The sequence below is a fragment of the Streptomyces sp. NPDC050564 genome, assembly GCF_044457265.1.
Taxonomy (GTDB): Bacteria; Actinomycetota; Actinomycetes; order Streptomycetales; family Streptomycetaceae; genus Streptomyces.
In genome coordinates this window covers 122,948-142,941 of sequence record NZ_JBITGS010000018.1, presented here as the reverse complement: position 1 = coordinate 142,941, position 19,994 = coordinate 122,948, and the positions used below count along the sequence as shown (strand labels likewise).

Below are 19,994 nucleotides of genomic sequence, written 5' to 3'. Positions count from 1 at the left end.
TTCAACCCGCTCACCCGCGAGGAGAACCGCATGCCCAGCAAGACAGTCGGCGCCGAGGTCGTCGACCTCAACTCGCTCGCCCAGCAGCGCCGCGACGCGCTCCCGAAGGCGACCACCTACAACCTGTTCGACGTTGAGTTCACCCTGCCGCCCATCAAGGCCCTGCCGTTCGAGCTGCAGGAGCGCGTCGGCGACCTCGACAACACCGTGGCTATCCTGAAGGACCTCCTCGGTGCGGACAAGGTCAAGGAGATGTACGCGGCCGGGTTCACCTTCGGTGACCTGGAGCTCATTGCGCAGGAGTGGCAGAGGCGCTCCGGTGTCGAGCCGGGGGAATCTCCGGCCTCCGCCGTCTCCTAGAGGAGTACGGGGAGGCCGTCGAGTGGGATATGGCCCGCTACTGGCCGGGCCGGTCGCTGCTGGAGCTGTACCGCGGGGAGATGTCGTGGCGTGAGCTGCGCGTGTTCCTGCGGTATCTGCCCACCGACTCGGCCACGGCCAGGGCGGTACGCGGGTCCACGGCCGAAGAGGACGCCTGGACGCTGGACCGCCAGCTCTTGGCGAGCGTGGTGGATGCGATGCGGGAGAACACGTTCGCCACGGTCAAGCTGCACGGCGACCCGAAGCGCACCGGCCGCCTGAAACCGCCGGACCCGATCCCGCGTCCGGGTGTGAAGCCGCCGCAGAAGACGAACGTCATCCGCTTCGGAGGCCGTCACGGCTCCGGGGCTGCCCAGCTTGCGCAGGTCTTCGGGAGACCCGCCGCGAACCAGTAACAGGGGGTGCGCGGTGGCTTCAGGCGGTGTCCTCGTCGGACGCGGATACGTCTCCATCCGGCCCGAGTTCGAAGGCGACTGGTCCCGCTCCGTCAACTCCCGCGCATCCAGCGCGGGCCGCAGCGGGGCGGGCGCCTTCTCGAAGGCCTTCGGTGCAGGCCTCAAAGGAATCGGCGCCCTGGCTGGGGTGGCGATCGCGGCGAACCTGTCGTCGGCCGCCGCCGGCGCCGCCGCCCTCGCGCCCGCGCTCGCGACCGCGGGCGCCGCTGCGGGCGCGCTGAAGCTGGGGCTCAGCGGCGTGGGCGACGCCTTCAAAGCAGCCTTCGCCGACAGCAGCTCGCAGGCGTCATCCGCAGCCTCCGCGACGAAGGCCGTCGAGTCCGCGCAGCGCGGGCTGGCAAACGCGCAGCGCGCCCTCGCGGACGCGCGCGTACAGGCCGCCCAGCGGGTCGCGGACGCACAGAAGCAGGTCGAATCCGCGGAGCGGGACCTGTCGGACGCGCAGCGCAACGCCAGCGACGTCCAGAAGGAACTGAACGGCGCCCGCGAGGAAGCCTCCAGGGCGCTGGAGGACATGAACACGCGGCTCAAGGAGTCGCAGCTCGACGAGCGGGACGCGGCGATCCGGCTCACCGAAGCACAGAAGGCGCTGGCCGTCGCGCGCGCCAACCCGGGCACGACGCCGGAGCAGTTGGCCAAGCTGCAGCTGGCCTACGACCGTGCCACGCTCAACCTGCAGGAACAGCAGACCGAGACGAAGCGGCTGTCCGAGGACACCAAGAAGGCCAACAAGGCGGGCATCGAAGGCTCGCAGCAGGTCTTGCAGGTCAAGGACAGGATTGCCCAGGCGAACCAGGACGTCGCCGACAAGGAGCGCGCCCTCGCGGACGCGCAAGCGGGCGTCGCCCAGGCCCGCCAGGACGGAGCGCGGCAGATCGCCGACGCCCAGCGCGCCGTCGCCGATGCTGCTGCTGCGGTCGCTGACGCGCAGGCAGCTGCCGCCGCGCAGACGTCGAAGCTCGATCAGGCGATGGCGAAGCTCGCGCCGAACGCGAGATCGTTCGTCAACTCTGTGCGGGGCCTCGCGCCCGCATGGACGGACATGCGCCTGTCCGTACAAAACGAGCTGTTCAAGGGCCTGGACTCCACCGTCACCTCGCTCGGGCGGACGACGATCCCGATCCTGAAGCGGCAGCTCACCGCGACGGCCGGCGTGTGGAACGCGATCGCGAAGAACGCCGCCTCGGGTATCTCCGAGATGGCCAAGTCGGGGATGCTCGACAAGATCCTGTCAGGGGCGACAAAGAACCTCGCCGTCTTCAAAGACACCCCCAAGCAGATCATCACAGCGTTCGGGCAACTGTCGGTTGCCGCCCAGCCCGCCTTCAACAAGCTGCTCACGCAGTTCGCCGGCGCCATCAAGTCGTTCACCGACGGCATCGCCAAGAGCTTCGAGTCGGGCGGCCTCCAGCAGGCCATCGACACGGCGTTCAAGATCCTCTCCCAGTTCGGCACCCTGCTCGGCAACGCATTCGGCGTCGTCGTCCAGATCTTCAAGGCCGCCTCGGATGCGGGCGGCCAGATCGTCGGCGTGCTCGGATCCGTCTTCGGCGAGCTCAAGAAGATCCTCGCCAGCGACGAAATGCAGGCCAGTCTGCGCAGCCTGTTCAAGGCGGTGGCGCAGATCGTGTCCGCGATCGTCCCGGTCATCGGGTCGGTCGTGCAGGCCGTGGTGCCGCTGATGGCGGCAATCGCCCAGCCGATCGCACAACTGGCGACCGTCCTGGGGCCGGTACTTCAGCAGCTGGCGACAACCCTGGGCGCGGTACTGACGCCGATCGTGAAGGCCTTGGGTCCGGTCCTCGTGACTGTCGGCACCGCAATCGTGCAACTCGTCCAGGCGGTAATGCCACTGCTGGAACCCATCGCCGCACTGATCACCGCAGTAATCGACTCGCTGACACCTGCACTAACACCGATCATCTCCGTGGTCAGCTCACTCGTCGACGTGCTGATCGGACCGCTGTACAGCGTCGTGCGGGCACTGACCCCTGCACTGGTCATGGTCGGCGAGATCATCGCCAGCGTCTTCACGGCACTGGAGCCGCTCCTCGCGCCACTTGTCACGCTGATCGGACAGGTCGCCAAGCTGGTAGCCGATGTGTTCGCGGCGGCCCTGACTCAGCTGATGAGCGCCCTCCAGCCGCTCATCCCGGTGGGCATGCAGCTCATCACTACCGTCCTCGGCGCCCTGCAACCCCTGCTGCCGGTGATCGGCGAGGCGTTCAAGGCGATCGGCGACGCCCTGCTCACCATGCTTCCGGCGTGGGGAGGATTCGCTGACGCCGGCGTCGCGCTCGTGAAGGGACTGGCGCCGCTCATCCCGGTGGGCGTGCAGCTCGTCACCACTGTTCTCGATGCGCTGTTGCCCGTCCTGCCGACGGTCGCGGACGCCTTCGTGGGCATCGCGACCGCACTGGCTGGGATCGCCGGCCCGATGGCGGAGATGGCGTCGTCCATCGCCCAGCAGTTCGCGCCGATCCTCGCGGACATCGCCCCCATCCTGGGGGACTTCGTCACCATGCTCGCGGACACCCTCGCGCAGGTGCTGCCGCCGCTGACGACCGCGCTGCTCACCCTGGTGACGGCGTTCACGCCGCTGCTCCCGGTGATCGCCCAACTGGCGGGGATGATCCTGGAGATGGCGGCCGGGGTCCTGGTGCAGCTCCTGCCGTCGATTCTGCAGTTGGTGCAGGCGGGCGTGGACCTCGCGGTGGCACTGCTGCCGCTCGTTCCTCCGCTCGCCCAACTCGTAGTGCTGGTACTGGATTTGGCGATCAACGTGCTGTCGTGGCTGCTGCCGCCGCTGCTGAGCCTCGCGGACTTCCTGATCGGCGGGCTGGCGTCGGCTCTGTCCACGGTCATCGGCTGGATCTCCGGCATGGTCACCGCGATCGCCGGGCTGGTCTCCTGGATTACGAAGAATCTCGTACCCGCCTTCCAGCGGCTGAGGGACAAGGGCATCGAGGCTTGGAACAAGCTGAAGAGCGGCCTCTCCACAGCTTGGGGCGCGATCAAGACCTACGTCCTGTATCCGATCCGGGACTTCTTCACGAAGACGGTTCCCGGCTGGGCCACCACCTTGAAGAACAAGGTGGTCGGCGCGTTCAACGGGGCACGCGACGGCCTCGGCACCGCCTGGGGCGCGATCAAGCGCAACGTCCTTTATCCGATCCGAGACTTCTTCACCAAGACGATCCCCGGCTGGGGAACGACCCTGAAGAACGGGATGGTTGGCGCGTTCGACGCTGCCCGCAAGGGCATCAAGATTGCTTGGGACAAGCTCAAGGACATTGCCAAGGTGCCTGTCGCGTTCGTCGTGAACACGGTATATAACGACGGTTTGCGAAAAGTCTGGAATCTTGTAACCGACGCGTTCGGCGGCAAGCACCTCGACCCGATCAGGGGTTTCGCGACGGGCGGCATCATGCCTGGCTACACCCCGGGCCGCGACGTGCACCTGGTGCCGTCGACCGCGGGCCCCGTCGCCCTGTCCGGCGGCGAGGCCATCATGCGGCCCGAGTGGACCCGCGCGGTCGGCCCCGGCTACGTGGAAGCCATGAACGCCGCAGCCCGCCAGGGTGGCGTCGGCGGCGTCCGTGGTGCGCTCGGCTTCAAGGACGGCGGGATCTTCTCCGGTATCGGCGATGCTCTCGGCGGTGCCTGGGACAAGGTGAAGTCCGGCTACAACTGGCTGAAGGACACGTTCGGCGGCGCCGTGAAGGCTGGCGTGAAGCACGTCGTCTACCCGCTCATCGACGCCATCCCCGGCGGGAAGATCGGGTTCGTTGGCATGCTCAAGGACGCCATGAAGAACCTGGCGCTCAAGCTCGTCGGCGCGGGCGAGGAAGGCGACAAGCGGTCCACACCGAACGTGAAGTACACCCCGTCGAAGGGTGTCGAGCAGTGGCGGCCCGTCGTCCTCAAGGCACTGCACGAGGTCGGACAGCCTGTCGGTCTCGCGCAGTCCACGCTGCGCCGTATGCAGCAGGAATCCGGCGGCAACCCGAACATCGTCAACAAGTGGGACTCCAACTGGCAGGCCGGGCACCCGTCGGTGGGCCTCATGCAGGTCATCCGCGGCACGTTCCAGCACTACGCCGGGAAATACCGCAAAAAGGGGCCGTTCTCCTACGGCGTGTCCGTCGACCCGCTCGCGAACATCTACAGCTCCATGAAGTACGCGCTCGGCGCCTACGGGTCGCTGTCGAGGGCGTATGACCGGCCCGGCGGATACGACTCCGGCGGCTGGCTCGGCCCGGGGCAGAGCGGCGTGAACAACTTGCGCCAGCCCGAAGCCGTCCTCACCCCGGCTCAGTGGAGCACGATGACCACCCTCGCCGCACAGGCGAGCGATCCGGTGGTCGTCGAAATCCACACCCGAGACCGGGCGCTCGCCGACTTCATCGACGTGCGGGTGCACCGCAACAACGAGGATCTGCTGGCCGTCATCAACGCGAGCTGAGGGAGGTCTTGTGGCAATCCCCGGGAACTTCCTCAGCTCGACAACCGAGTCGATCGACCCGAACACCTCGGGCTGGACGAGCAAACTCAACTGCACGATCACGCAGGGCGTTGGCGGCCGGAACGGCAACGGCTGCCTCGCCGTCAAGAGCGTCGCGGCGGGCGAGATGCAGGCTCAGACCGTCTCCTCCTACCCGGTCACCGCCGGAACCGTGTACTACGCGTTCTCCGACACGGCCGGGGTGGTGGGGGAGCGGATCGGGATCCGCTGGAAGAACTGGCAACAGGTCGAACTGGGCATCACCTGGTCAGTGACGACGACCGGCTCCTCGTCCGGATGGCACCGCGTGAGTGTCGCCGGCGCTGCTCCCGCCGGGGCCATGTTCGCGCAGGTACTGCTGTCGTCGACGGAGACCGGCGCCAACATCAACCACTTCTGGGAGAACGTCTACCTCGGCCTGCCGATCCGCACGCAGGGCAACCTGCTGCCCTTCGGTACCGAGAGCAGCGAGATCGACGCCACCGGCTGGGCGGCCGTCGTCAACGCCACCGTCACCCGGCAAGTCCCCGTGATGGCATGGGCCGTCGATAACTACACCGCGGGCGGACACACGCTGGCGATGACCGCGGTCGCCGCAGGCAACGCGAGCATCCTCGCCGTGGACCGGCCGACAGTCACGCCGGGCGTCGAGTATCTCGCCTACGCCTACCTGCAGCCGCCCGTGCTGTCGGCGACGGCATGGATCGAGCTGCGGTTCTACGACAGCGTCGGCAACCAGGTCGGCGCCCAGCGCAGCACACTCGCGGCGCCGGGCACGGGCATGTACCGGCAGCGGGCCTCCATGGTCGCCCCCGCCAATGCCGCATCGTGCTCGGTCGCGGCAGGCCTGGACACGGCATCGGCAGGGCAGGTGCTGCGGCTGGAGACGGTCGTCGTCACTGTGGCGCCGAAATTGCAGGCTGGCAGCGTGCTGTCCTATGCGGACTCCAGCTTCGAGCAGGGCATCGGCGGATGGGCGACCACGGCCGGGGTCGCCACGCTCGCCCGCACCACACCGTGGGGCAACAGCTTCTTTGAAGGCTCCTACGCGCTCGCCGTCACCTCCACCACGGCAACAGCATCCACCATCCGGTCCGCAAAGTTCGGCGGCATCACCGCCGGGCTGAACTTCCGGGCACAGATCATGGCCCATCCGGCGGCAGGCACCTGGCCGAGCGTGTCCGTCCGGATTCGCTGGTACAGCGCCGCCAACGCCGACCTGGGGGCCTCCGGAGTCGCCTGGGTCATCAGCGGCTCCGGCTGGGCAACGCTGCCGGCGGACGCAGTCGCGCCAGCGGGGGCGACACAGGCCGCTGTCGAGCTGGCCTGTACAGCATCGGCAACCAACAGCGTCCTGCACGTCGACCAGGTTGTTCTGTGGCAAGTCCTGCCGCAGACAGAGGCCGTGCCCGTCGACGACGGCGGATACATCAACCTCACCCTCCGCGAGCTCACCGTCGACTACGAACTGTCCGTGTACCGGGAAACAACGGACGGATCACGCTCTCTAGTGCGCGGCGGCGCGGGCCTGGTGGACCATCAGCCCATCACCAGCGACCTCGTCGTCATCGAGGACCATGAGGCGCCGCTCAACACGACCGTCCACTACCTCATCGAGCAGAACCCGCCCGGCTCCATGCCGACATCTCAGCGCACCAGCGGCTACGTGAAGGTCACCCTCGCCGACGGCAATACGTGCTGGCTGAAAGACCCGGGCAACCCGCAGCGCAACTTGCGGGTACTGGTGGCGAAGGCACCGGACTGGCAGCGGCCCATCGAGCAGGCGTCGTTCGTGGTCCGCGGACGCCGCAACAAAGTTGTTCTCAGCGGGGTGCGTCAGGGCCGCGAGGGCGATCTGGCCATCCTGACCCGCTCCGACGAGGAACGCGTCGCACTGCACCTGCTCCTCGACTCGGGCAACACCCTGCTGTGGCAGGCAGCCCCGGGCGCGGGCGTTGACGACATGTACGTCAACGTCGCCCAGGTCACCGAGGCACGCACCGGAGGCTCGGCGCAGGAGCCATGGCGTACCTGGACGTTGCCGCTCACCGAGGCCGACATGCCCGTCACGACCGTCGTCAACGGAGCAGCAGGCAGAACCTGGCAGGACATTTTGACGGAGTTCGCCACCTGGCAGGACGTGCGCGACACGTATGCCACCTGGGAGGACGTCCTCCTCGACAGGCGGAGGTGACGTTGTATCCCGTCTCCGACCGGTTCCTGGCCCGCCTCGCGGAATCCCACGCTGTCGCCACGCAGGTGCAGCTCTTCCTCACCGACGGTCGGGTCATCGAACTGCCCCACACGGGCGGCAGCGTGACAGTGGACCGCGGCAACGCCATCCGCCGCACTTGCAGCGTCACCGTCGCCGACCCGACGGTCATCCCGCGCACACCATCCGACCAGCTCGCCACCTACGGGGCCCGGCTGCGGATCGCTCGTGGCGTCTCCTACGGCGACGGCACCCAAGAGCTCGTACCGATCGGCGTATTCCGCCTCGACAGCGTCGACGGCAACGTCTCCGAAGGGCCCGCAACCCTGCAGGGAAAAGCCCTCGAATGCATCGTCGCCGACGACAAGTTCACCTCGCCGTACATCGCCACCGGCACTGTGGTCGGCGCGGTCGCCGCGGTCATTCAGCGCAGCATCCCGGGCGCCGACGTCATCAGCCTCATCACCGACACCCCCATCGGCTCCCGCACCTTCGACATCGAGGCGGACCCGTGGGCGGGCGCCCAGGAAATCGCGGCGGCCGCAGGTGCGGAGGTGTACACGAACGCCGACGGGGTGTTCGTCATCGCCTCCCTGCCGGACCTCCTCACCACCGACCCGGTGTGGGCGGTAGAGGCGGCCGAGGGCGGCGTCTACATCTCCGGCAACCGGGCCATGACCAGCGACGACGTGTACAACGGCATCCTCGCACGCGGCGAGAACACCGCCGACAACGTGCCCCCCGTGCAGTACCTGGCCGTCGACAACGACCCGAACTCGCCGACGTACTGGAGCGGGCCGTTCGGGCGCCGCCCCGATTTCTACAGCTCGTCCACGCTGACCACGCTGGCCGCCTGCCAGCAGGCCGCCAACCTGAAGCTCGCCGCAGCGCGGGCACCCAACGCGTCCGGCGACATCAGCTCCCTGCCCAACCCCGCGTTGGAGCCCGGCGACGTGCTGCGCGTCATGCACGAGGACGGCAGCCGCGAACTCCACCAGGTCGCCTCGTTCTCCGTCCCGCTCGACGAGGGCGGCGACTTTCCCATCGCCACGATCTCCGCCAAGGAGGACGCGTGAAATCCGGGCACGCCACCAAACGCGAACTGGCGGCCGGCCTACGACGCCAGGCCGTCCGCAGCGGCGAACAGGCGCCCTCGGTACGCGGATCCGACTGGCGCCTCGCCGTCGTCACCGCCGTCAACGCCGACGGCACGGTCACCGCCGACGGCCTGACCATCCGACGCGAAGAGACCTACCAGGCGCCCACCGTCGGCGACGTCATCGCCATCAGCCAGTCCAGCAGCGGCAACCTGCTCGCCCGGGGCCGCATGGCAGGAACCACCGCGCCCACCGGGGCATGGACGAACATCCCGCTCGCCTCCGGGTTCACGAGCACCCACACGGTGTTCGGGCCCGCCCAGTACCGCATCGTCACCGCCTACGGCAGCACGCGGGTGGAGCTGCGCGGGACTGTCGACGCCACCAGCTCGGTGACTACTCAGACCTCCTTCAGCACGGCACTGCCGACGGCAGCCCGCCCGTCGGTACAGCGCACATGGGTGGGGCGCCGCAACTACTCGGCGGACACCGTGGGCGCGATCGCCATGGAGATATCGACTGCGGGCGTCCTGTCCGTCTTCGGCTCCGCCAGCCCGGCGCAGACCGACTGGTTCGCCCTCGACGGCTGCTACTACGACCTGTGAGGACAGATGCCCACCACGGACAACTACGGGCAGGGCGTCAACATCGCCTCCCTGACAGATGCCCCGGACGCGGACAAGCTGGCGACGGACATCGTCAACGCGATCGCCCAACGCAGCATCATGCGGTTCGCTTCGGCATCCGCCCGTGGCGCGACGCTGTCCGGCTCGCTCGCCCCCGTCGAGGGCATGCTGACGTGGCTGCAGGACGTCGACCGCCTCGACCTGTACGACGGCAGCGCCTGGGTGACGGTGTCGGTCGGCAACCGGACCTGGACGACGATCAACCTGGCCAGCGGCTTCACCCAGAACGGCAACAGCAACGGCACGCTCCAGTACCGGCTGCTGAACTTCGCCGGCGAGGACAGCTTGCAGTTCCGGGGTGCCGTGAACCGGACCTCGTATCCGAGCAGCCCGCCGTTCAGCTACGTCATCAACTCGACCGCCCTGCCGTCCTCTGTGCGGCCGTCGACACTGCGCACCGTGCTGATCCCCTGCTCGGATACGAACAGCGACCGCATCGCCCTGAAGCTGGACGTACAGACCGACGGATACCTGCAGGTCTTCGGGTTCGCCAGCAGCATCAAACCTCCGTGGATCGGCTTCAACGGCGTCACCGTCAGCCTGTAGCCCACCCGCACCAACCCGCCCGCGCCCCCGATGGCGCCTTTTTTCATGCCCAGAAAGGGGCCTCATGCCTGACCTGTGGATGCCGGGAGCCGCCCGGCGTGCCGTCGGCAACACCGGAGCGATGACCGGCGGCCCTGCACGGGCCGTCTGGCACATCACGAGTAACGCCAAGGACTGGACGTTCAAGAACGAGCTCGGCTGGTTCGTCGGCGGCGGCAAGGATGTCGCCCCCCACCTGCTGTGGGAGCCGTTCACCGGGGAGATCGCCCAGTTCTTCCCGGCAGACTCCCGCTCCCTGTCGCTGCAGAACGCGGGCAACGTAAGGACCAACCGCACTGGTAAGTACTGCATTCAGGTCGAGACCGTCTTCACGGCGAACGAGACGGTGAACGGCAAGCGGTACGCCACTGTCCGGGACACCCCGTGCAAGGGCCTCGCCGGCATCGTGGCGTGGCTGCGCAGCCTCGGCATCCCGGACGCGTGGCCCGGCGGCGCTCCCACCGCGTTCGCCCGCGACAGCGTGTCCCTCGACACGTGGCAGCACGTGGGCGGGCATTACGGCCACAACCAGATCCCTGGCAACAGTCACGTCGACCCCGGCCCGATGCCGAACCTGTTCGGCACCGCGCCCACCCCGGCCGCGCCGAAGCCTGCCGTGAAGTACGAGCCGTTCCCCGGGGCGAGCTTCTTCGTGACCGGCCGCCGCTCGCCGATCATCGCCGCAATGCACGACCGGCTCGTCGCCGTCGGCTGCAACCAGTACCAGAGCACCACGAACAAGAACGTCTGGGGCTCGGGAGACAAGCGCTCCTACGCCGCGTGGCAGCGCAAGCTCGGCTACGCCGGAACCTCCGCCGACGGCATCCCCGGCCCGACCTCGTGGGCCGCACTCCACGTCCCCAACGTCTGATCCCCTCGCACAGAATCGAGACTCCCATGCGCATCCTCGGCAGAGAACCCGCGGTGGTTCTCGGCGTCGTATCGGGCGCCCTGTCCCTGCTCGTCACCTTCGGCGTCGGGCTGTCCACGGAGCAGGCGGGCGCGCTCGTCGCCGTCATCTCCGCCGTATTCGCCGCAATCACCGCCTGGGCCACCCGGCCCATCGTCCCGTCCGCGTTCACCGGCCTCGTCGCCGCAGTCGTCGCCCTCCTCGCAGCCTTCCACTTCAACGTGGCACCCGAGACCGTCGGCTCCCTCAACGCCCTCGTCCTCGCGCTCCTCGTGTTCATCACCCGCGGCCAGGTGTCGCCGTCGAAGCCTGACGCGCCGGCCTCGGCAGGCACGTCGCAGGCGGTGTAGGTGCCGCGCCGTATCGTCCGGCGGCTGTCCCGCCTGCTCGGCCGCCGGGGCGCGATCCTCCTCTGCTACGGCGTCGTGTGGGCCATCATCGGCTACGGGCAGATCACCGCCCCCGCACCCGACCTGCGCGGACTGAGGCTGCTGCTGCAGACGATGCCGCTCTACGTGTGGGGCTGGCTGTGGGTGGCGTCCGGGCTCATCGCGATCGTCTCCGCATGGCTGCCGCCGGAGAGGGACTGGCCTGGGTTTCTGGCGCTGCCGCTGATGGTGCTGCCGTGGACAGCGTCGTACCTCATCGCGTGGATCATCGGCGATTTCCCGCGCGGCTGGCTGGCGTCGGTGGTGTGGGGGGCGATCGCCGCACCGGTACTGGTTGTTGCCGGATGGCGCGAGCCCGCCCGGCCCAAGAGACTTGAGAGCTACAGATGACGGTGGACACCTGGATTCAGGCCGGGCTGGCGCTGATAGGGACGGGGGGCGGCGTCGTGGCCGCCCGCTCGGCGCGCAGAACGAAACGCCAGGAGAGCCGGGACGACTTCCTCGCCGTGACGACCCAGCAAGGCAAGGCCATCGAACGCCTCGAAGCACGCATCCAGCGCCAGGAGACCGAAGCCGACAAGCAGCGGGAACGCATCGGCGAACAGGACGAGGCCATCGGCTGGCTGCTCCACCGACTGCGCGGCCTCGTCTCCTACGTCAAGAAGGCCGGCCTTGAGCCGCCGCCCGCTGAGCCGATGACGGAGCGGGCCGCACGCTACCTCCGCAACATCGACGTGTGAGAACTGGAGTGCGTATGCCTGACCCCATTCCCCGCCTGCCGCGCCGGGATGACAGTGCGGCGGACGCCCGGTCGCTCGAGCAGCTGGGCCGCCTCGACCCGCAGCCGGTGCCGGCGCCGAGCGTGCAGCCGTTCCTCGAACCCGACCTGCCGCCACCGCTGCTCGACGACGAACCTGAGTGACAGACGCCCCCTCCTTCGGGAGGGGGCGTCCCCCTTTACCTGCAGCGTTACATCTATGCCTATAGACGCGTACAATTGGGGGATGGTGACACCGCGAACTCCCGTACTGCGCTTGATCCTTGTGCGCCGCGTCTCGACAGCCGTCCAAGCGGTCGACGGCTATGGGCTTCCCGCGCAGGAACACGACTGCCGCGCGTGGACGAAGAAGCAATCCGCCCACCGCATCCGCATCGTCCACATGGTCACCGACGGGGACGGCAAGGGCGGAACATCCGGCAAGAGCACACTCGACGAACGGCCCGGCCTCATGGACGCGGTCGCCTGGATCGCCGACGGCCGCGCCGACGGCATCCTCGCGCCGAACCTCGACCGGCTCGCCCGTGAACTCACCGTGCAGGAGGCCGTCCTCAGCTACGTGTGGGCCATGAACGGCCGCGTCTTCACCGCCGACCACGGCGAGCACCTCGAAGACGATGCGTCCGACCCGATGCGCACCGCCATGAGGCAGATGCGTGGCGTCTTCCACCAGCTCGACCGCGGACTCATCGTCAAGCGCCTCACCGAAGGCCGCACCGCCAAGGGCGAGCAGGGCGGATACGCCTACGGCGCACCCCGGTACGGACAACGGTCCGTCGACAAGACCCTGACCGTCGACGAGCAGGAAGAGCAGCACATCCGGCAGATGGAGCGGTGGCGCGACGAGGAGCACCTGAGCATCCGCGCCATCACCGCGAGGCTCAACGAGCAGGGCATCCCGAGCAAGCGTGGTGGGAAGTGGCACCCGACCACCGTCGCCCGACTGCTCTCCCCAGAGGCCCGCGAAAAAGCGCGCCAGCAGTCCGAGCGCGCACGCCTAGCCCGCAAGGAACAGCAGCGCCGCGACCGCGCCGCGCGCCTCCTCAAGCAGCACTGACGCGTCAGCTCAGCCCGCCGACTTGCCCCAATATTCGAACACGCGCTCTAATCGCTGTATGGCCAGACACCGCGTCGAGCACCTCACCGACATCCAGGAGCGCATCCTCCGCATCATCCGCGAAGCCATCGTCGACCGCGGGGAAGCCCCCACCGTGGTGGAGATCGGCGCGGCCGTCGGCATGACCAGCCGCTCCTCCGTCCACTACCAGCTGCGCGAGCTGGAGGCGAAAGGCGCCATCGTCGTCGAGAGTCGCCGGCCGCGCGGGATCCGGCTCACGTGACCGCCGGCCGCTTCCACCTCACGCTGCACGCCGGCGCCCGGCCCGTCATGCACGGCTGGTGGGGCAAGCGCGCGACGGCCGACGACAAGTTCCGGCGCTGGATCGGCGAGCACGGCAGCGTCGACGGCGCCCGCATCACCCTCATCGACGAGCAGGAGCAGCAGCTGCTCAAGACCTGGCCCGACGAGTCGTAGCCGTCTGCGATCCTGGCGGCATGAGCAATGAGGCCGTGCAGCGCCTGACCAGCCAGCAGGTCGCCGACCTGCGCCGCCAGTTCCACGAGCGGGACGAGCATCTCGCCAAGGTCGGGCCGACCGAGATCCCGACCGCCCCGCTGCCGCCCTGTCCGGCGTGCGGCGCGGAGACGGAGCGCATCGACCAGCGGATGGAAGACCCGGAGTTCGGCGTCGACGGGACGGCGCTGCGGCTTCGCTGGCTGCCGTGTGATCACCGGTTCCGCGCCGTAGTTGACCTGGACGCGCCGCCCGTCGACGAGTACCGCATGTCGACCCGCTGACCCTGCCACACTGATCCTGCCCTCCGCCGCAATCCCCCGTCGGCGGAGGGCGCCTCGTTGTCAGTGCGGCCTCGTACAGTGGAACGCAACATCCCAGCTATCCAGTCGGGTTGTTGCTGATGCCCCGCCCGGAGTGATGCCCGGTGCGGGGCTCGCTGCTGTCAGGCCGCGGTCGTCACGTCCCCGCGTTCGACCTGCCGCAGCTCGGCGAGCAGCAGCCGGTATTCCTCCCGCTGCTCATCCGTCAGCCGCACATCCCGATGCGTGAACAGCGCGCGGATGCGCTCGTTCAACGCCGCAGCCGAGCGCGCGGGGCCCGGGTCCGGGGGAGTGGGGGGCATAGATCAAAGCCTAGACGGAGCCACTGACAGGCGGCTACGAGTTCGGCGCCTCGGGCAGCGGGCTCGCGAACGTCCCGATCCCCGGCTCCATGTAGGCGAGCCCGGCCTGCCGCAGCTCCGTCAGCACGCGCTTCGCGGTCACCTGCGAGATCCCGAACTCGTCGCAGATCGCCATCGCGGACGGGAGTCGCTCGCCCGGTGGGTAGGTGCCGTCGACGACCCGCTCCGACATCACGGCGTACACCTGCTTCCAGCGCGGAATCTCCGGCTCCCACTTCATGATCCAGACGCTAGGTGGACCTAGCCCGACAGGCGAGACGAGTCGACCTAGTCGGGCTATACCGCCTATACCGCAGGGGTAAGGTGGCAGGCCAGAACTTAAGCGCCCCTGGGACGCGGTGCAGCATCCCAGGGGCAGCCGACGAGAGAGCGTCGACATGAACCAGCCTACGGATCAGCCCGCCACAGACCAGACCCTCGCCGACCTCATCGACGAAGCAATCGGCGCGAAGCAGGTACTGCTCCCATACGCGCGCTGCCAGGAACTCGACGAGGCGCTGCGGGCCGCCATCGCGGCGATCCTGCCCGCCGTCCAGCAGGAGCTCGGCGGGCTGAAGAAGTACAGCCGCGACTGGTACCAGGTCACCCACGTCCTCGCCGACACCGACGAGGTGCTCGCCGAGGGCTTGGGCTCCGGGCTGCTGTCCGCGGCGATACAGGTCGGCCGGCTCGCGGAGCAGTGCCGGTTCCTGGCGGCGGAAGTCCGCTGACCCGAGAGGCAACGGCGGACCGCTGCTCGTTGCCGCTCAGGCAAACCGCTGGCCAGCGATTTTGCACAGGGTAAGGATTTCGCACCCGGTGTACATGGCGTGCGCAGATATTTTCACGGGACACGCTTGTGGGAACGCTCGTTAACTGCTGTCATTTGAATCCCGTTCAACCCCGGAGGAGGTCGGTGACGTGGACGCGCAGCGCGTGAGCAATGAGCAGCAGGTCCGAGAACTGCGGATCCCGGACGGCGTTCTCGTACCGCTGGATGCTGCGGCGATCCATGCCGGCGAGCTCGGCGAGCTGCTCCTGCGATAAGTCCGCCTGCCGCCGCAGGTCGGCGATGCGGTGACCGAGGGCTCTTCGGCGGTCGAGGACCCAGTCGGGTCGGGGATTGCGGCGGGCTGGCACCCGTGACACGCTTCGGCGTCAATGATCTTGTGTCAGTACCCAAATGGTCGCCACATGAAAAAGATGGGGTTCTGCGCGACGGACCGCCCGGACGCCCCCGTAGAGCAAGCAGAGGCACCGGCGCCCTGCGGTATGGCATATGCCGCAGGGCTCCGTGTAGTGTCCAGGAATCGAACGAGTGTTCGCTCGAAAGAGTGAACAACGGCGTCGACCTGCACTCGTTGGGCACTACGGAAGGTCGAGGGACACAGACGTGCCGACCCCATGACAGGGCGGCCCCCGTTGTGGGAGTCGGCGCGAGCGCGCCCCCAGCTCAGGCTGGGGGCGCGTGCTCGTTTCTGGGAGACGCTTTGGGAGACGATCTTGCACTCGCAACACGGAGGAACACCCAACCAACCCAGAGCAACACGGTTAGAACTCCGTGATACGCAGGTCAATCGACACCCAACCGCAGGCCATGCACCGGGACGCGGCCATCTACACGATCTTCGAGGGTACGAGTGAGGTCCAGCGGCTGGTGATTGCCCGCACGTTGTCCGGGATGCCGATCCGCTGAGCGGCCTCGGGGGCGTGCCTCACTTCCCCGAGGCCGCTCAGAGGTCCCACTCGGGCCGCGGGCCGGATGTGGCCGGCCGCGCAGTTCCCCGCGAGTCTGTTGGGATGTTCCTGGTCACCTGAGCTTCAAGGGTGTCAGCTGCTCGATGTCGTACCTTGCCCGCAGCTCCTCGATCGCCGCCTGGTCGGGTGGGCCCCCCGACCCGAGGATCTCCAACAGCTCGTCGAAGTACCGCTCGTGGTCCGGCGGTGGTGACGCCTGGAAGAACATCTTCGCCGGGGTCTCGGTGGGGTTGGAGAAGGCGTGCGGGCAGCCCGGGGGCACGACGATGACCGTGCCGGGGGTCGCCCGGACCACCCGGCTGCCCGAGCTGGACTCCCACTTCTGCCAGTTGTCGGGGGTCCGTATCCGCGGCTCGAAGGCGAGCACGTCCAGCTCGCCTTCGAGCACATAGAACAACTCCTCGCTGCGGGTGTGCACATGGGCGCCGACGTCGAAGCCGGGCGGCACGCGCACCTCGAAGGTGGACGCCGTACGCGAGTGCGAGCCGGTCACCTTGAACGTCACGTGCTGCGCGGGCGTCTGCACCACGCGCCCGTGACCCGGCGGCACGAGCAGCCCTTCGCTCGTTGTCATCGGCCGCTCACCACGTCACGGGCAGGGCCTCGGGGCCACGGATCAACGCACCCTTCCTGAAGGGGACTTGATCCGCGGGCACGGCGAGCCGCAGTCCCGGGATCCGGTCGAGCAGCACGTCGACCATGAGCTCGGACTCCAGCCTGGCCAGCATCCCGCCCGGGCAGTAGTGCGGGCCGAAGCCGAACGCCGCATGCGGGTTGGGGTTGCGCGCGAAGTCGATGGTCTCCGGGTCCGGGAAGACCTCGGGGTCGCGGTTCGCGGCCAGGTACGACACATAGATCGCGTCGCCCGCCCGGATCCGTACACCTCTGATCTCCACGTCCTCCAATGCGATCCGCGACAGCCCGACCGCATTGCGGTGCGGGATGTAGCGGAGCAGCTCGTCGATGGCCCGGGGGCGGATCTCCGGCTCGGCCCGCAGCTGTTCGGCCAGGTCCGGGCGGGTCAACAGGATGTAGAACAGCTGGCCGCTGTTGTTGGTGACCGCCTCGCCGCCGATCTGGAGGAGCACGGCGAGCCCCACGGCCTCGTCGAGCGTGATCCCGTCCCTGCCCACGGCGGCGCCCAGCAGCGAGGTGACGTCCTCGCCGATGCTGTCGCGCCGATCGCCGATGAGCCTCGCGAAGTACGCGCTCATCTCCTCCTTGGCCTTCTCGCTGACCTCGGCGCCGTGCGACGAGGACAGGATCAGCTGAGTCCAGGTGTGCATGCCCTGCCGATCGATGGCCGGGACGCCCATCAGCTCGCAGATGACGGCGATGGGGAAGGGGCTCAGGACCGTCGCGGTGAGGTCGGCGGGTGGCCCGTCCTGGAGCAGCTCGTCGACCAGCTCGTCGAGCATCCGCCGGGACTTCTCCCGCACCCGCTCCACGCCGCGCGCCGTGAAGGCGGCGGCCACCGCCCGGCGCAGCCGCGTGTGGTCTGGCGGATCCAGGAAGCCCACCGCGCCCCGGGCCGGGATGAAGTGCGGGGCGAGCCGGGTCACCGGCTGGTTCATGACCGCCTCACGGCTGAACCGGGCGTCGTTGGCCACCATGCGCACGTCCTCGTACCGCGTCACCAGCCACGCCCAGCCCTCACCGTTGGGTAGTTGGATCCGGGTGACCGGGCCCTCCCGTATCAGCGTGGCGAGGACCGGGTCGAAGTCCACGCCGGTCAGGTCGACGGCCGGCCAGGGACGGACGGGTGGCAGTGCTTCGGTGAGGGTGTCTTCGCTCATGCCCGTCACGCCGTCTCGTCGCTCGCGTTGTGCCAGCTGCCCAGCGCCATCTCCGCGGTGATGCCGGGGCCGAAGCCCGCGAGCAGACCGCGCGCGTCGTTCTCGGCGCCGCCCTCCTCGAACAGCCGGCGCAGCGCGTCCAGGACGACGGCGCTGGCGATGTTCCCGTACTCGGTGAGGGTGGCCCGACTGAACCGGAAGGCCTCCGGGGGTACCTCGAGGAATTTGCTGAGGTCGTCGAGGATTCTGGGGCCACCCGCGTGGATGATGTAGAAATCCAGGTCGGAGGCGTCCCAGCCGTGTCGGCGCGCGAGGGCGTGGAGCGCGGGGGCGAGGGGTTCCATCGTCCCGGGCACCCGCTTGTCCAGCAGGAAGTGGAAGCCCGTGGCCCGTACGTCGTACATGATCCACTCTTCGGTCTTGGGGATCAGGTACGAGCCGTTGCGCTCCAGCTTGATGCCGGTGCCACCCTTGCCGCGGACGACCGCGGCGGCTATGCCGTCGCCGAAGAGTCCGTTGGAGAGCAGCGAGCCGACGCCGAGGTCGGTCGGCTGGTAGCAGAGCGAGCAGAACTCGCAGGCCACGATGAGCGCGTTGGCGTCGGGGTACGCCGTGCAAAAATCATGCGCCCGGTTGATCGCGGCACCACCGGCCGCACAGCCCAGCTGGGCTATGGGTATCTGCCGGGTGTCGCTGCCGAAGTCCATCGAGTTGATCAGCCAGGCCGTGAGCGAGGGCATCATGAACCCCGTGCACGACACGTAGATGATCACGTCGATGTCAGTGGTGAGCAGCTCGGCGTCGTCCAGCGCCCGCTGCACCACCGCGGGGACGCGGGCCTTGGCCTCGCTCTCGTAGACCTTGTTCCGGTCCTCGAAGCCCGGGTGCTTCAACGTCTCCTCGATGGGCTGCACGATGTGCCGGGTGACGACGCCCGTGTTCTCGATCAGGCGTAGCGCCAGTGGCAGTTGTGGGTGATCGGCGTGACGGGAGCGGCACAGCTCCAGCGTCTCCTCCATCGTGATGACATGTTCCGGAACCGAGACCGAGGGTCTGCACAAAGTCGCCATGGAGCACGCCTTCTTTCCGCCTTCCGGGGAACTCTTCGTCCCCCGGTGGTCCACCCACGATCACCCGGCTGCGCGCGGATATCTCGTCGGATTACTCCATTCCAGGGATCTTTGGAATGGAGTGGGACCCTGGTGGAAAGGGCCCCGGGACCGTCGAACCGAAGGAGTGGCGATGACGCGGACGGCCAGGGAACTGCTGGAGAGCACGACCGGGAAGCTCGCTCCGGACCCGCACGCCAACCGGCTTCTGCCCCTGATCGCCCGGGGTGCGGCGCGGCGCTCGACCCTCGCGGCGCTCGCCCTCGAACAGCGCCATGTGGTCGCCGCGGACCGCCGGGCGTTCCTGCATCTGGCCGAACGGTCGGCGGCCGGCACCGAGACGTCGGCCGCCGCGCCGGAGAGCGCCGCCTTCTTTGCGATGCTCGCGGAGGGTGAAGCCCTGGCTCAGGATCGGCTCGGTGCGTACGTCGCCGCGGTCGGGGTCGACGAGGCGCAGGAGGCCGCGTACCAGCCGCTCGCGGACTGCCAGACCTATCCCGCGTACGTCGCCTGGCTCGCCCTGAACGGTTCACCGGCCGACGTCGTACTCGCGCTGAGCGCCAACTTCGCCGCGTGGGGCGGCTATTGCGCGACGATCGCCCAGGCCCTGCGCCGCCGTTACGGCTTCGCCGACGAGGCCTGCGGCTTCTTCGACTTCTTCGCCGAGCCCGCTGCGGACCTGGAGCAGAAGGCGCTGGCAGCGGTGCAGGCGGGACTCGACACCGGACAGGTCTCGGAAGACGCGGTGCAGCACTACGGGCGGCTGCTCCAGGCCTACGAGGCGAAGTTCTGGCACGCCCTGTGGGAGTGGGACCAGCGGGTGGCCTGACGCACGGTCAGTCGGCCGTCGTGCCGCTGCTGTGCGCGATGCAGGCCACGTCGATGCGGTCGGCGAGCTTCGCGAGTTCGATCGTGAGCGCCGCCACCGTGTCCTCGTCGAGCCCGTCCTGGCCGGCCTCCACCAGATGCAGCCACCGGCCGCCCACCGTGCGCAGCAGCTTGCTGACGTCGGCGGCCGCCACCTGCAACGTGCCGCGGTCGTCGACGATCAGAGGCAGGGTCACTTCGCGGTTCACACAGGGGATCGTAACTGCGGA

General features: G+C 68.5%; 25 protein-coding genes and 1 pseudogene. 19 read left to right on the top strand and 7 right to left on the bottom strand.

All coding sequences use genetic code 11. The annotated features are described in order from the left end of the window. Positions 1-30 precede the first annotated feature (30 nt). The 16 genes from ACIBK0_RS27590 (at position 31) to ACIBK0_RS27515 (ending at position 13,854) form a co-directional block, all read left to right on the top strand. On the top strand, positions 31-360 hold the full coding sequence (locus ACIBK0_RS27590) for a hypothetical protein (RefSeq protein WP_399085425.1): 330 nt from the start codon (positions 31-33) through the stop codon (positions 358-360). 29 nt (positions 361-389) lie between these two features. Then, a complete protein-coding gene (locus ACIBK0_RS27585) occupies positions 390-776 on the top strand; it encodes a hypothetical protein (RefSeq protein WP_399085423.1) in 387 nt (128 codons plus the stop codon). A gap of 13 nt (positions 777-789) precedes the next feature. After that, positions 790-5,301, top strand: coding sequence for a transglycosylase SLT domain-containing protein (locus tag ACIBK0_RS27580; protein WP_399085420.1), 4,512 nt, complete (start codon positions 790-792; stop codon positions 5,299-5,301). A 10-nt stretch (positions 5,302-5,311) separates the two neighbouring features. Then, the gene (locus ACIBK0_RS27575) at positions 5,312-7,534 is read left to right on the top strand and encodes a hypothetical protein (protein WP_399085417.1); all 2,223 of its coding nucleotides are present in this window, start codon (positions 5,312-5,314) and stop codon (positions 7,532-7,534) included. Then, positions 7,531-8,628, top strand: a complete 1,098-nt coding sequence (locus tag ACIBK0_RS27570; protein WP_399085414.1) for a DUF5047 domain-containing protein — start codon at positions 7,531-7,533, stop codon at positions 8,626-8,628. Before ACIBK0_RS27575 ends, ACIBK0_RS27570 begins: the two co-directional genes overlap by 4 nt. Further along, positions 8,625-9,254: a hypothetical protein gene (locus ACIBK0_RS27565; protein ID WP_399085411.1), complete on the top strand. Its 630-nt coding sequence runs from the start codon at positions 8,625-8,627 to the stop codon at positions 9,252-9,254. Before ACIBK0_RS27570 ends, ACIBK0_RS27565 begins: the two co-directional genes overlap by 4 nt. A gap of 6 nt (positions 9,255-9,260) precedes the next feature. After that, positions 9,261-9,881, top strand: coding sequence for a hypothetical protein (locus ACIBK0_RS27560; protein ID WP_399085408.1), 621 nt, complete (start codon positions 9,261-9,263; stop codon positions 9,879-9,881). Between the two features lie 64 nt (positions 9,882-9,945). Then, complete coding sequence (locus ACIBK0_RS27555; protein WP_399085405.1) at positions 9,946-10,791, top strand: peptidoglycan-binding protein; 846 nt, start codon at positions 9,946-9,948, stop codon at positions 10,789-10,791. A gap of 26 nt (positions 10,792-10,817) precedes the next feature. After that, positions 10,818-11,180: a hypothetical protein gene (locus ACIBK0_RS27550; RefSeq protein ID WP_399085402.1), complete on the top strand. Its 363-nt coding sequence runs from the start codon at positions 10,818-10,820 to the stop codon at positions 11,178-11,180. Beyond that, the gene (locus tag ACIBK0_RS27545) at positions 11,181-11,609 is read left to right on the top strand and encodes a hypothetical protein (RefSeq protein WP_399085399.1); all 429 of its coding nucleotides are present in this window, start codon (positions 11,181-11,183) and stop codon (positions 11,607-11,609) included. Further along, positions 11,606-11,959: a hypothetical protein gene (locus ACIBK0_RS27540; RefSeq protein WP_399085396.1), complete on the top strand. Its 354-nt coding sequence runs from the start codon at positions 11,606-11,608 to the stop codon at positions 11,957-11,959. The genes ACIBK0_RS27545 and ACIBK0_RS27540 overlap by 4 nt, the downstream gene beginning before the upstream one ends. Before the next feature lie 14 nt (positions 11,960-11,973). Next, positions 11,974-12,141, top strand: coding sequence for a hypothetical protein (locus ACIBK0_RS27535; protein WP_399085393.1), 168 nt, complete (start codon positions 11,974-11,976; stop codon positions 12,139-12,141). A gap of 82 nt (positions 12,142-12,223) precedes the next feature. Beyond that, a complete protein-coding gene (locus ACIBK0_RS27530) occupies positions 12,224-13,054 on the top strand; it encodes a recombinase family protein (RefSeq protein WP_399085389.1) in 831 nt (276 codons plus the stop codon). Between the two features lie 58 nt (positions 13,055-13,112). Next, positions 13,113-13,337 carry a LexA family protein gene (locus ACIBK0_RS27525; protein WP_399085386.1) on the top strand — a complete coding sequence of 75 codons (225 nt, stop codon included), beginning with the start codon at positions 13,113-13,115 and terminating at the stop codon, positions 13,335-13,337. After that, entirely contained in the window at positions 13,334-13,531 is a 198-nt protein-coding gene (locus ACIBK0_RS27520) for a hypothetical protein (RefSeq protein ID WP_399085383.1), read from the top strand. Before ACIBK0_RS27525 ends, ACIBK0_RS27520 begins: the two co-directional genes overlap by 4 nt. 20 nt (positions 13,532-13,551) lie before the next feature. Beyond that, entirely contained in the window at positions 13,552-13,854 is a 303-nt protein-coding gene (locus ACIBK0_RS27515; protein ID WP_399085380.1) for a hypothetical protein, read from the top strand. A gap of 161 nt (positions 13,855-14,015) precedes the next feature. Here ACIBK0_RS27515 and ACIBK0_RS27510 read toward each other — a convergent pair whose 3' ends face one another. Beyond that, positions 14,016-14,195, bottom strand: coding sequence for a hypothetical protein (locus ACIBK0_RS27510; RefSeq protein WP_399085377.1), 180 nt, complete (start codon positions 14,193-14,195; stop codon positions 14,016-14,018). A 34-nt stretch (positions 14,196-14,229) separates the two neighbouring features. Then, the gene (locus ACIBK0_RS27505) at positions 14,230-14,475 is read right to left on the bottom strand and encodes a winged helix-turn-helix domain-containing protein (protein WP_399085374.1); all 246 of its coding nucleotides are present in this window, start codon (positions 14,473-14,475) and stop codon (positions 14,230-14,232) included. A gap of 157 nt (positions 14,476-14,632) precedes the next feature. Here ACIBK0_RS27505 and ACIBK0_RS27500 point away from each other — a divergent pair, with 157 nt between their 5' ends. Then, positions 14,633-14,965, top strand: a complete 333-nt coding sequence (locus tag ACIBK0_RS27500) for a DUF6415 family natural product biosynthesis protein (protein WP_399085371.1) — start codon at positions 14,633-14,635, stop codon at positions 14,963-14,965. A gap of 166 nt (positions 14,966-15,131) precedes the next feature. On the opposite strand, the gene ACIBK0_RS27495 is transcribed toward ACIBK0_RS27500, so the two are convergent. After that, positions 15,132-15,374, bottom strand: coding sequence for a helix-turn-helix domain-containing protein (locus tag ACIBK0_RS27495; protein ID WP_399085367.1), 243 nt, complete (start codon positions 15,372-15,374; stop codon positions 15,132-15,134). Between the two features lie 451 nt (positions 15,375-15,825). Here ACIBK0_RS27495 and ACIBK0_RS27490 point away from each other — a divergent pair. Then, positions 15,826-15,930: pseudogene (locus ACIBK0_RS27490) on the top strand (acyl-CoA dehydrogenase family protein); the annotation flags it as partial. 114 nt (positions 15,931-16,044) lie between these two features. On the opposite strand, the gene ACIBK0_RS27485 reads toward ACIBK0_RS27490, so the two are convergent. Genes ACIBK0_RS27485 through ACIBK0_RS27475 form a run of 3 tightly spaced genes read right to left on the bottom strand, consistent with a single transcriptional unit; the run spans position 16,045 to position 18,858 of the window. Beyond that, on the bottom strand, positions 16,045-16,566 hold the full coding sequence (locus ACIBK0_RS27485) for a cupin domain-containing protein (protein ID WP_399085364.1): 522 nt from the start codon (positions 16,564-16,566) through the stop codon (positions 16,045-16,047). Positions 16,567-16,573: 7 nt separating this feature from the next. Further along, positions 16,574-17,788, bottom strand: a complete 1,215-nt coding sequence (locus tag ACIBK0_RS27480; protein ID WP_399085360.1) for a cytochrome P450 — start codon at positions 17,786-17,788, stop codon at positions 16,574-16,576. Positions 17,789-17,793: 5 nt separating this feature from the next. Beyond that, entirely contained in the window at positions 17,794-18,858 is a 1,065-nt protein-coding gene (locus tag ACIBK0_RS27475) for a type III polyketide synthase (protein WP_399085357.1), read from the bottom strand. Positions 18,859-19,030: 172 nt separating this feature from the next. On the opposite strand from ACIBK0_RS27475, the gene ACIBK0_RS27470 reads away from it, so the two are divergent. After that, positions 19,031-19,726: a transcriptional regulator gene (locus ACIBK0_RS27470; RefSeq protein WP_399085354.1), complete on the top strand. Its 696-nt coding sequence runs from the start codon at positions 19,031-19,033 to the stop codon at positions 19,724-19,726. Positions 19,727-19,733: 7 nt separating this feature from the next. Here ACIBK0_RS27470 and ACIBK0_RS27465 read toward each other — a convergent pair whose 3' ends face one another. Further along, positions 19,734-19,973, bottom strand: coding sequence for a DUF6213 family protein (locus ACIBK0_RS27465; protein WP_362014975.1), 240 nt, complete (start codon positions 19,971-19,973; stop codon positions 19,734-19,736). Between the last annotated feature and the right edge of the window lie 21 nt (positions 19,974-19,994).

Excerpts from the sequence above, each read along its gene's own strand:
- ACIBK0_RS27525 (WP_399085386.1), top strand. The coding sequence starts at position 13,113 with ATGGCCAGACACCGCGTCGAGCACCTCACCGACATCCAGGAGCGCATC.
- ACIBK0_RS27485 (WP_399085364.1), bottom strand. The coding sequence starts at position 16,566 with ATGACAACGAGCGAAGGGCTGCTCGTGCCGCCGGGTCACGGGCGCGTG.
- ACIBK0_RS27480 (WP_399085360.1), bottom strand. The coding sequence starts at position 17,788 with ATGAGCGAAGACACCCTCACCGAAGCACTGCCACCCGTCCGTCCCTGG.
- ACIBK0_RS27535 (WP_399085393.1), top strand. The coding sequence starts at position 11,974 with ATGCCTGACCCCATTCCCCGCCTGCCGCGCCGGGATGACAGTGCGGCG.
- ACIBK0_RS27560 (WP_399085408.1), top strand. The coding sequence starts at position 9,261 with ATGCCCACCACGGACAACTACGGGCAGGGCGTCAACATCGCCTCCCTG.
- ACIBK0_RS27475 (WP_399085357.1), bottom strand. The coding sequence starts at position 18,858 with ATGGCGACTTTGTGCAGACCCTCGGTCTCGGTTCCGGAACATGTCATC.
- ACIBK0_RS27585 (WP_399085423.1), top strand. The coding sequence starts at position 390 with ATGGCCCGCTACTGGCCGGGCCGGTCGCTGCTGGAGCTGTACCGCGGG.
- ACIBK0_RS27540 (WP_399085396.1), top strand. The coding sequence starts at position 11,606 with ATGACGGTGGACACCTGGATTCAGGCCGGGCTGGCGCTGATAGGGACG.
- ACIBK0_RS27530 (WP_399085389.1), top strand. The coding sequence starts at position 12,224 with ATGGTGACACCGCGAACTCCCGTACTGCGCTTGATCCTTGTGCGCCGC.
- ACIBK0_RS27555 (WP_399085405.1), top strand. The coding sequence starts at position 9,946 with ATGCCTGACCTGTGGATGCCGGGAGCCGCCCGGCGTGCCGTCGGCAAC.
- ACIBK0_RS27505 (WP_399085374.1), bottom strand. The coding sequence starts at position 14,475 with ATGAAGTGGGAGCCGGAGATTCCGCGCTGGAAGCAGGTGTACGCCGTG.
- ACIBK0_RS27550 (WP_399085402.1), top strand. The coding sequence starts at position 10,818 with ATGCGCATCCTCGGCAGAGAACCCGCGGTGGTTCTCGGCGTCGTATCG.
- ACIBK0_RS27590 (WP_399085425.1), top strand. The coding sequence starts at position 31 with ATGCCCAGCAAGACAGTCGGCGCCGAGGTCGTCGACCTCAACTCGCTC.
- ACIBK0_RS27470 (WP_399085354.1), top strand. The coding sequence starts at position 19,031 with ATGACGCGGACGGCCAGGGAACTGCTGGAGAGCACGACCGGGAAGCTC.
- ACIBK0_RS27515 (WP_399085380.1), top strand. The coding sequence starts at position 13,552 with ATGAGCAATGAGGCCGTGCAGCGCCTGACCAGCCAGCAGGTCGCCGAC.
- ACIBK0_RS27510 (WP_399085377.1), bottom strand. The coding sequence starts at position 14,195 with ATGCCCCCCACTCCCCCGGACCCGGGCCCCGCGCGCTCGGCTGCGGCG.
- ACIBK0_RS27500 (WP_399085371.1), top strand. The coding sequence starts at position 14,633 with ATGAACCAGCCTACGGATCAGCCCGCCACAGACCAGACCCTCGCCGAC.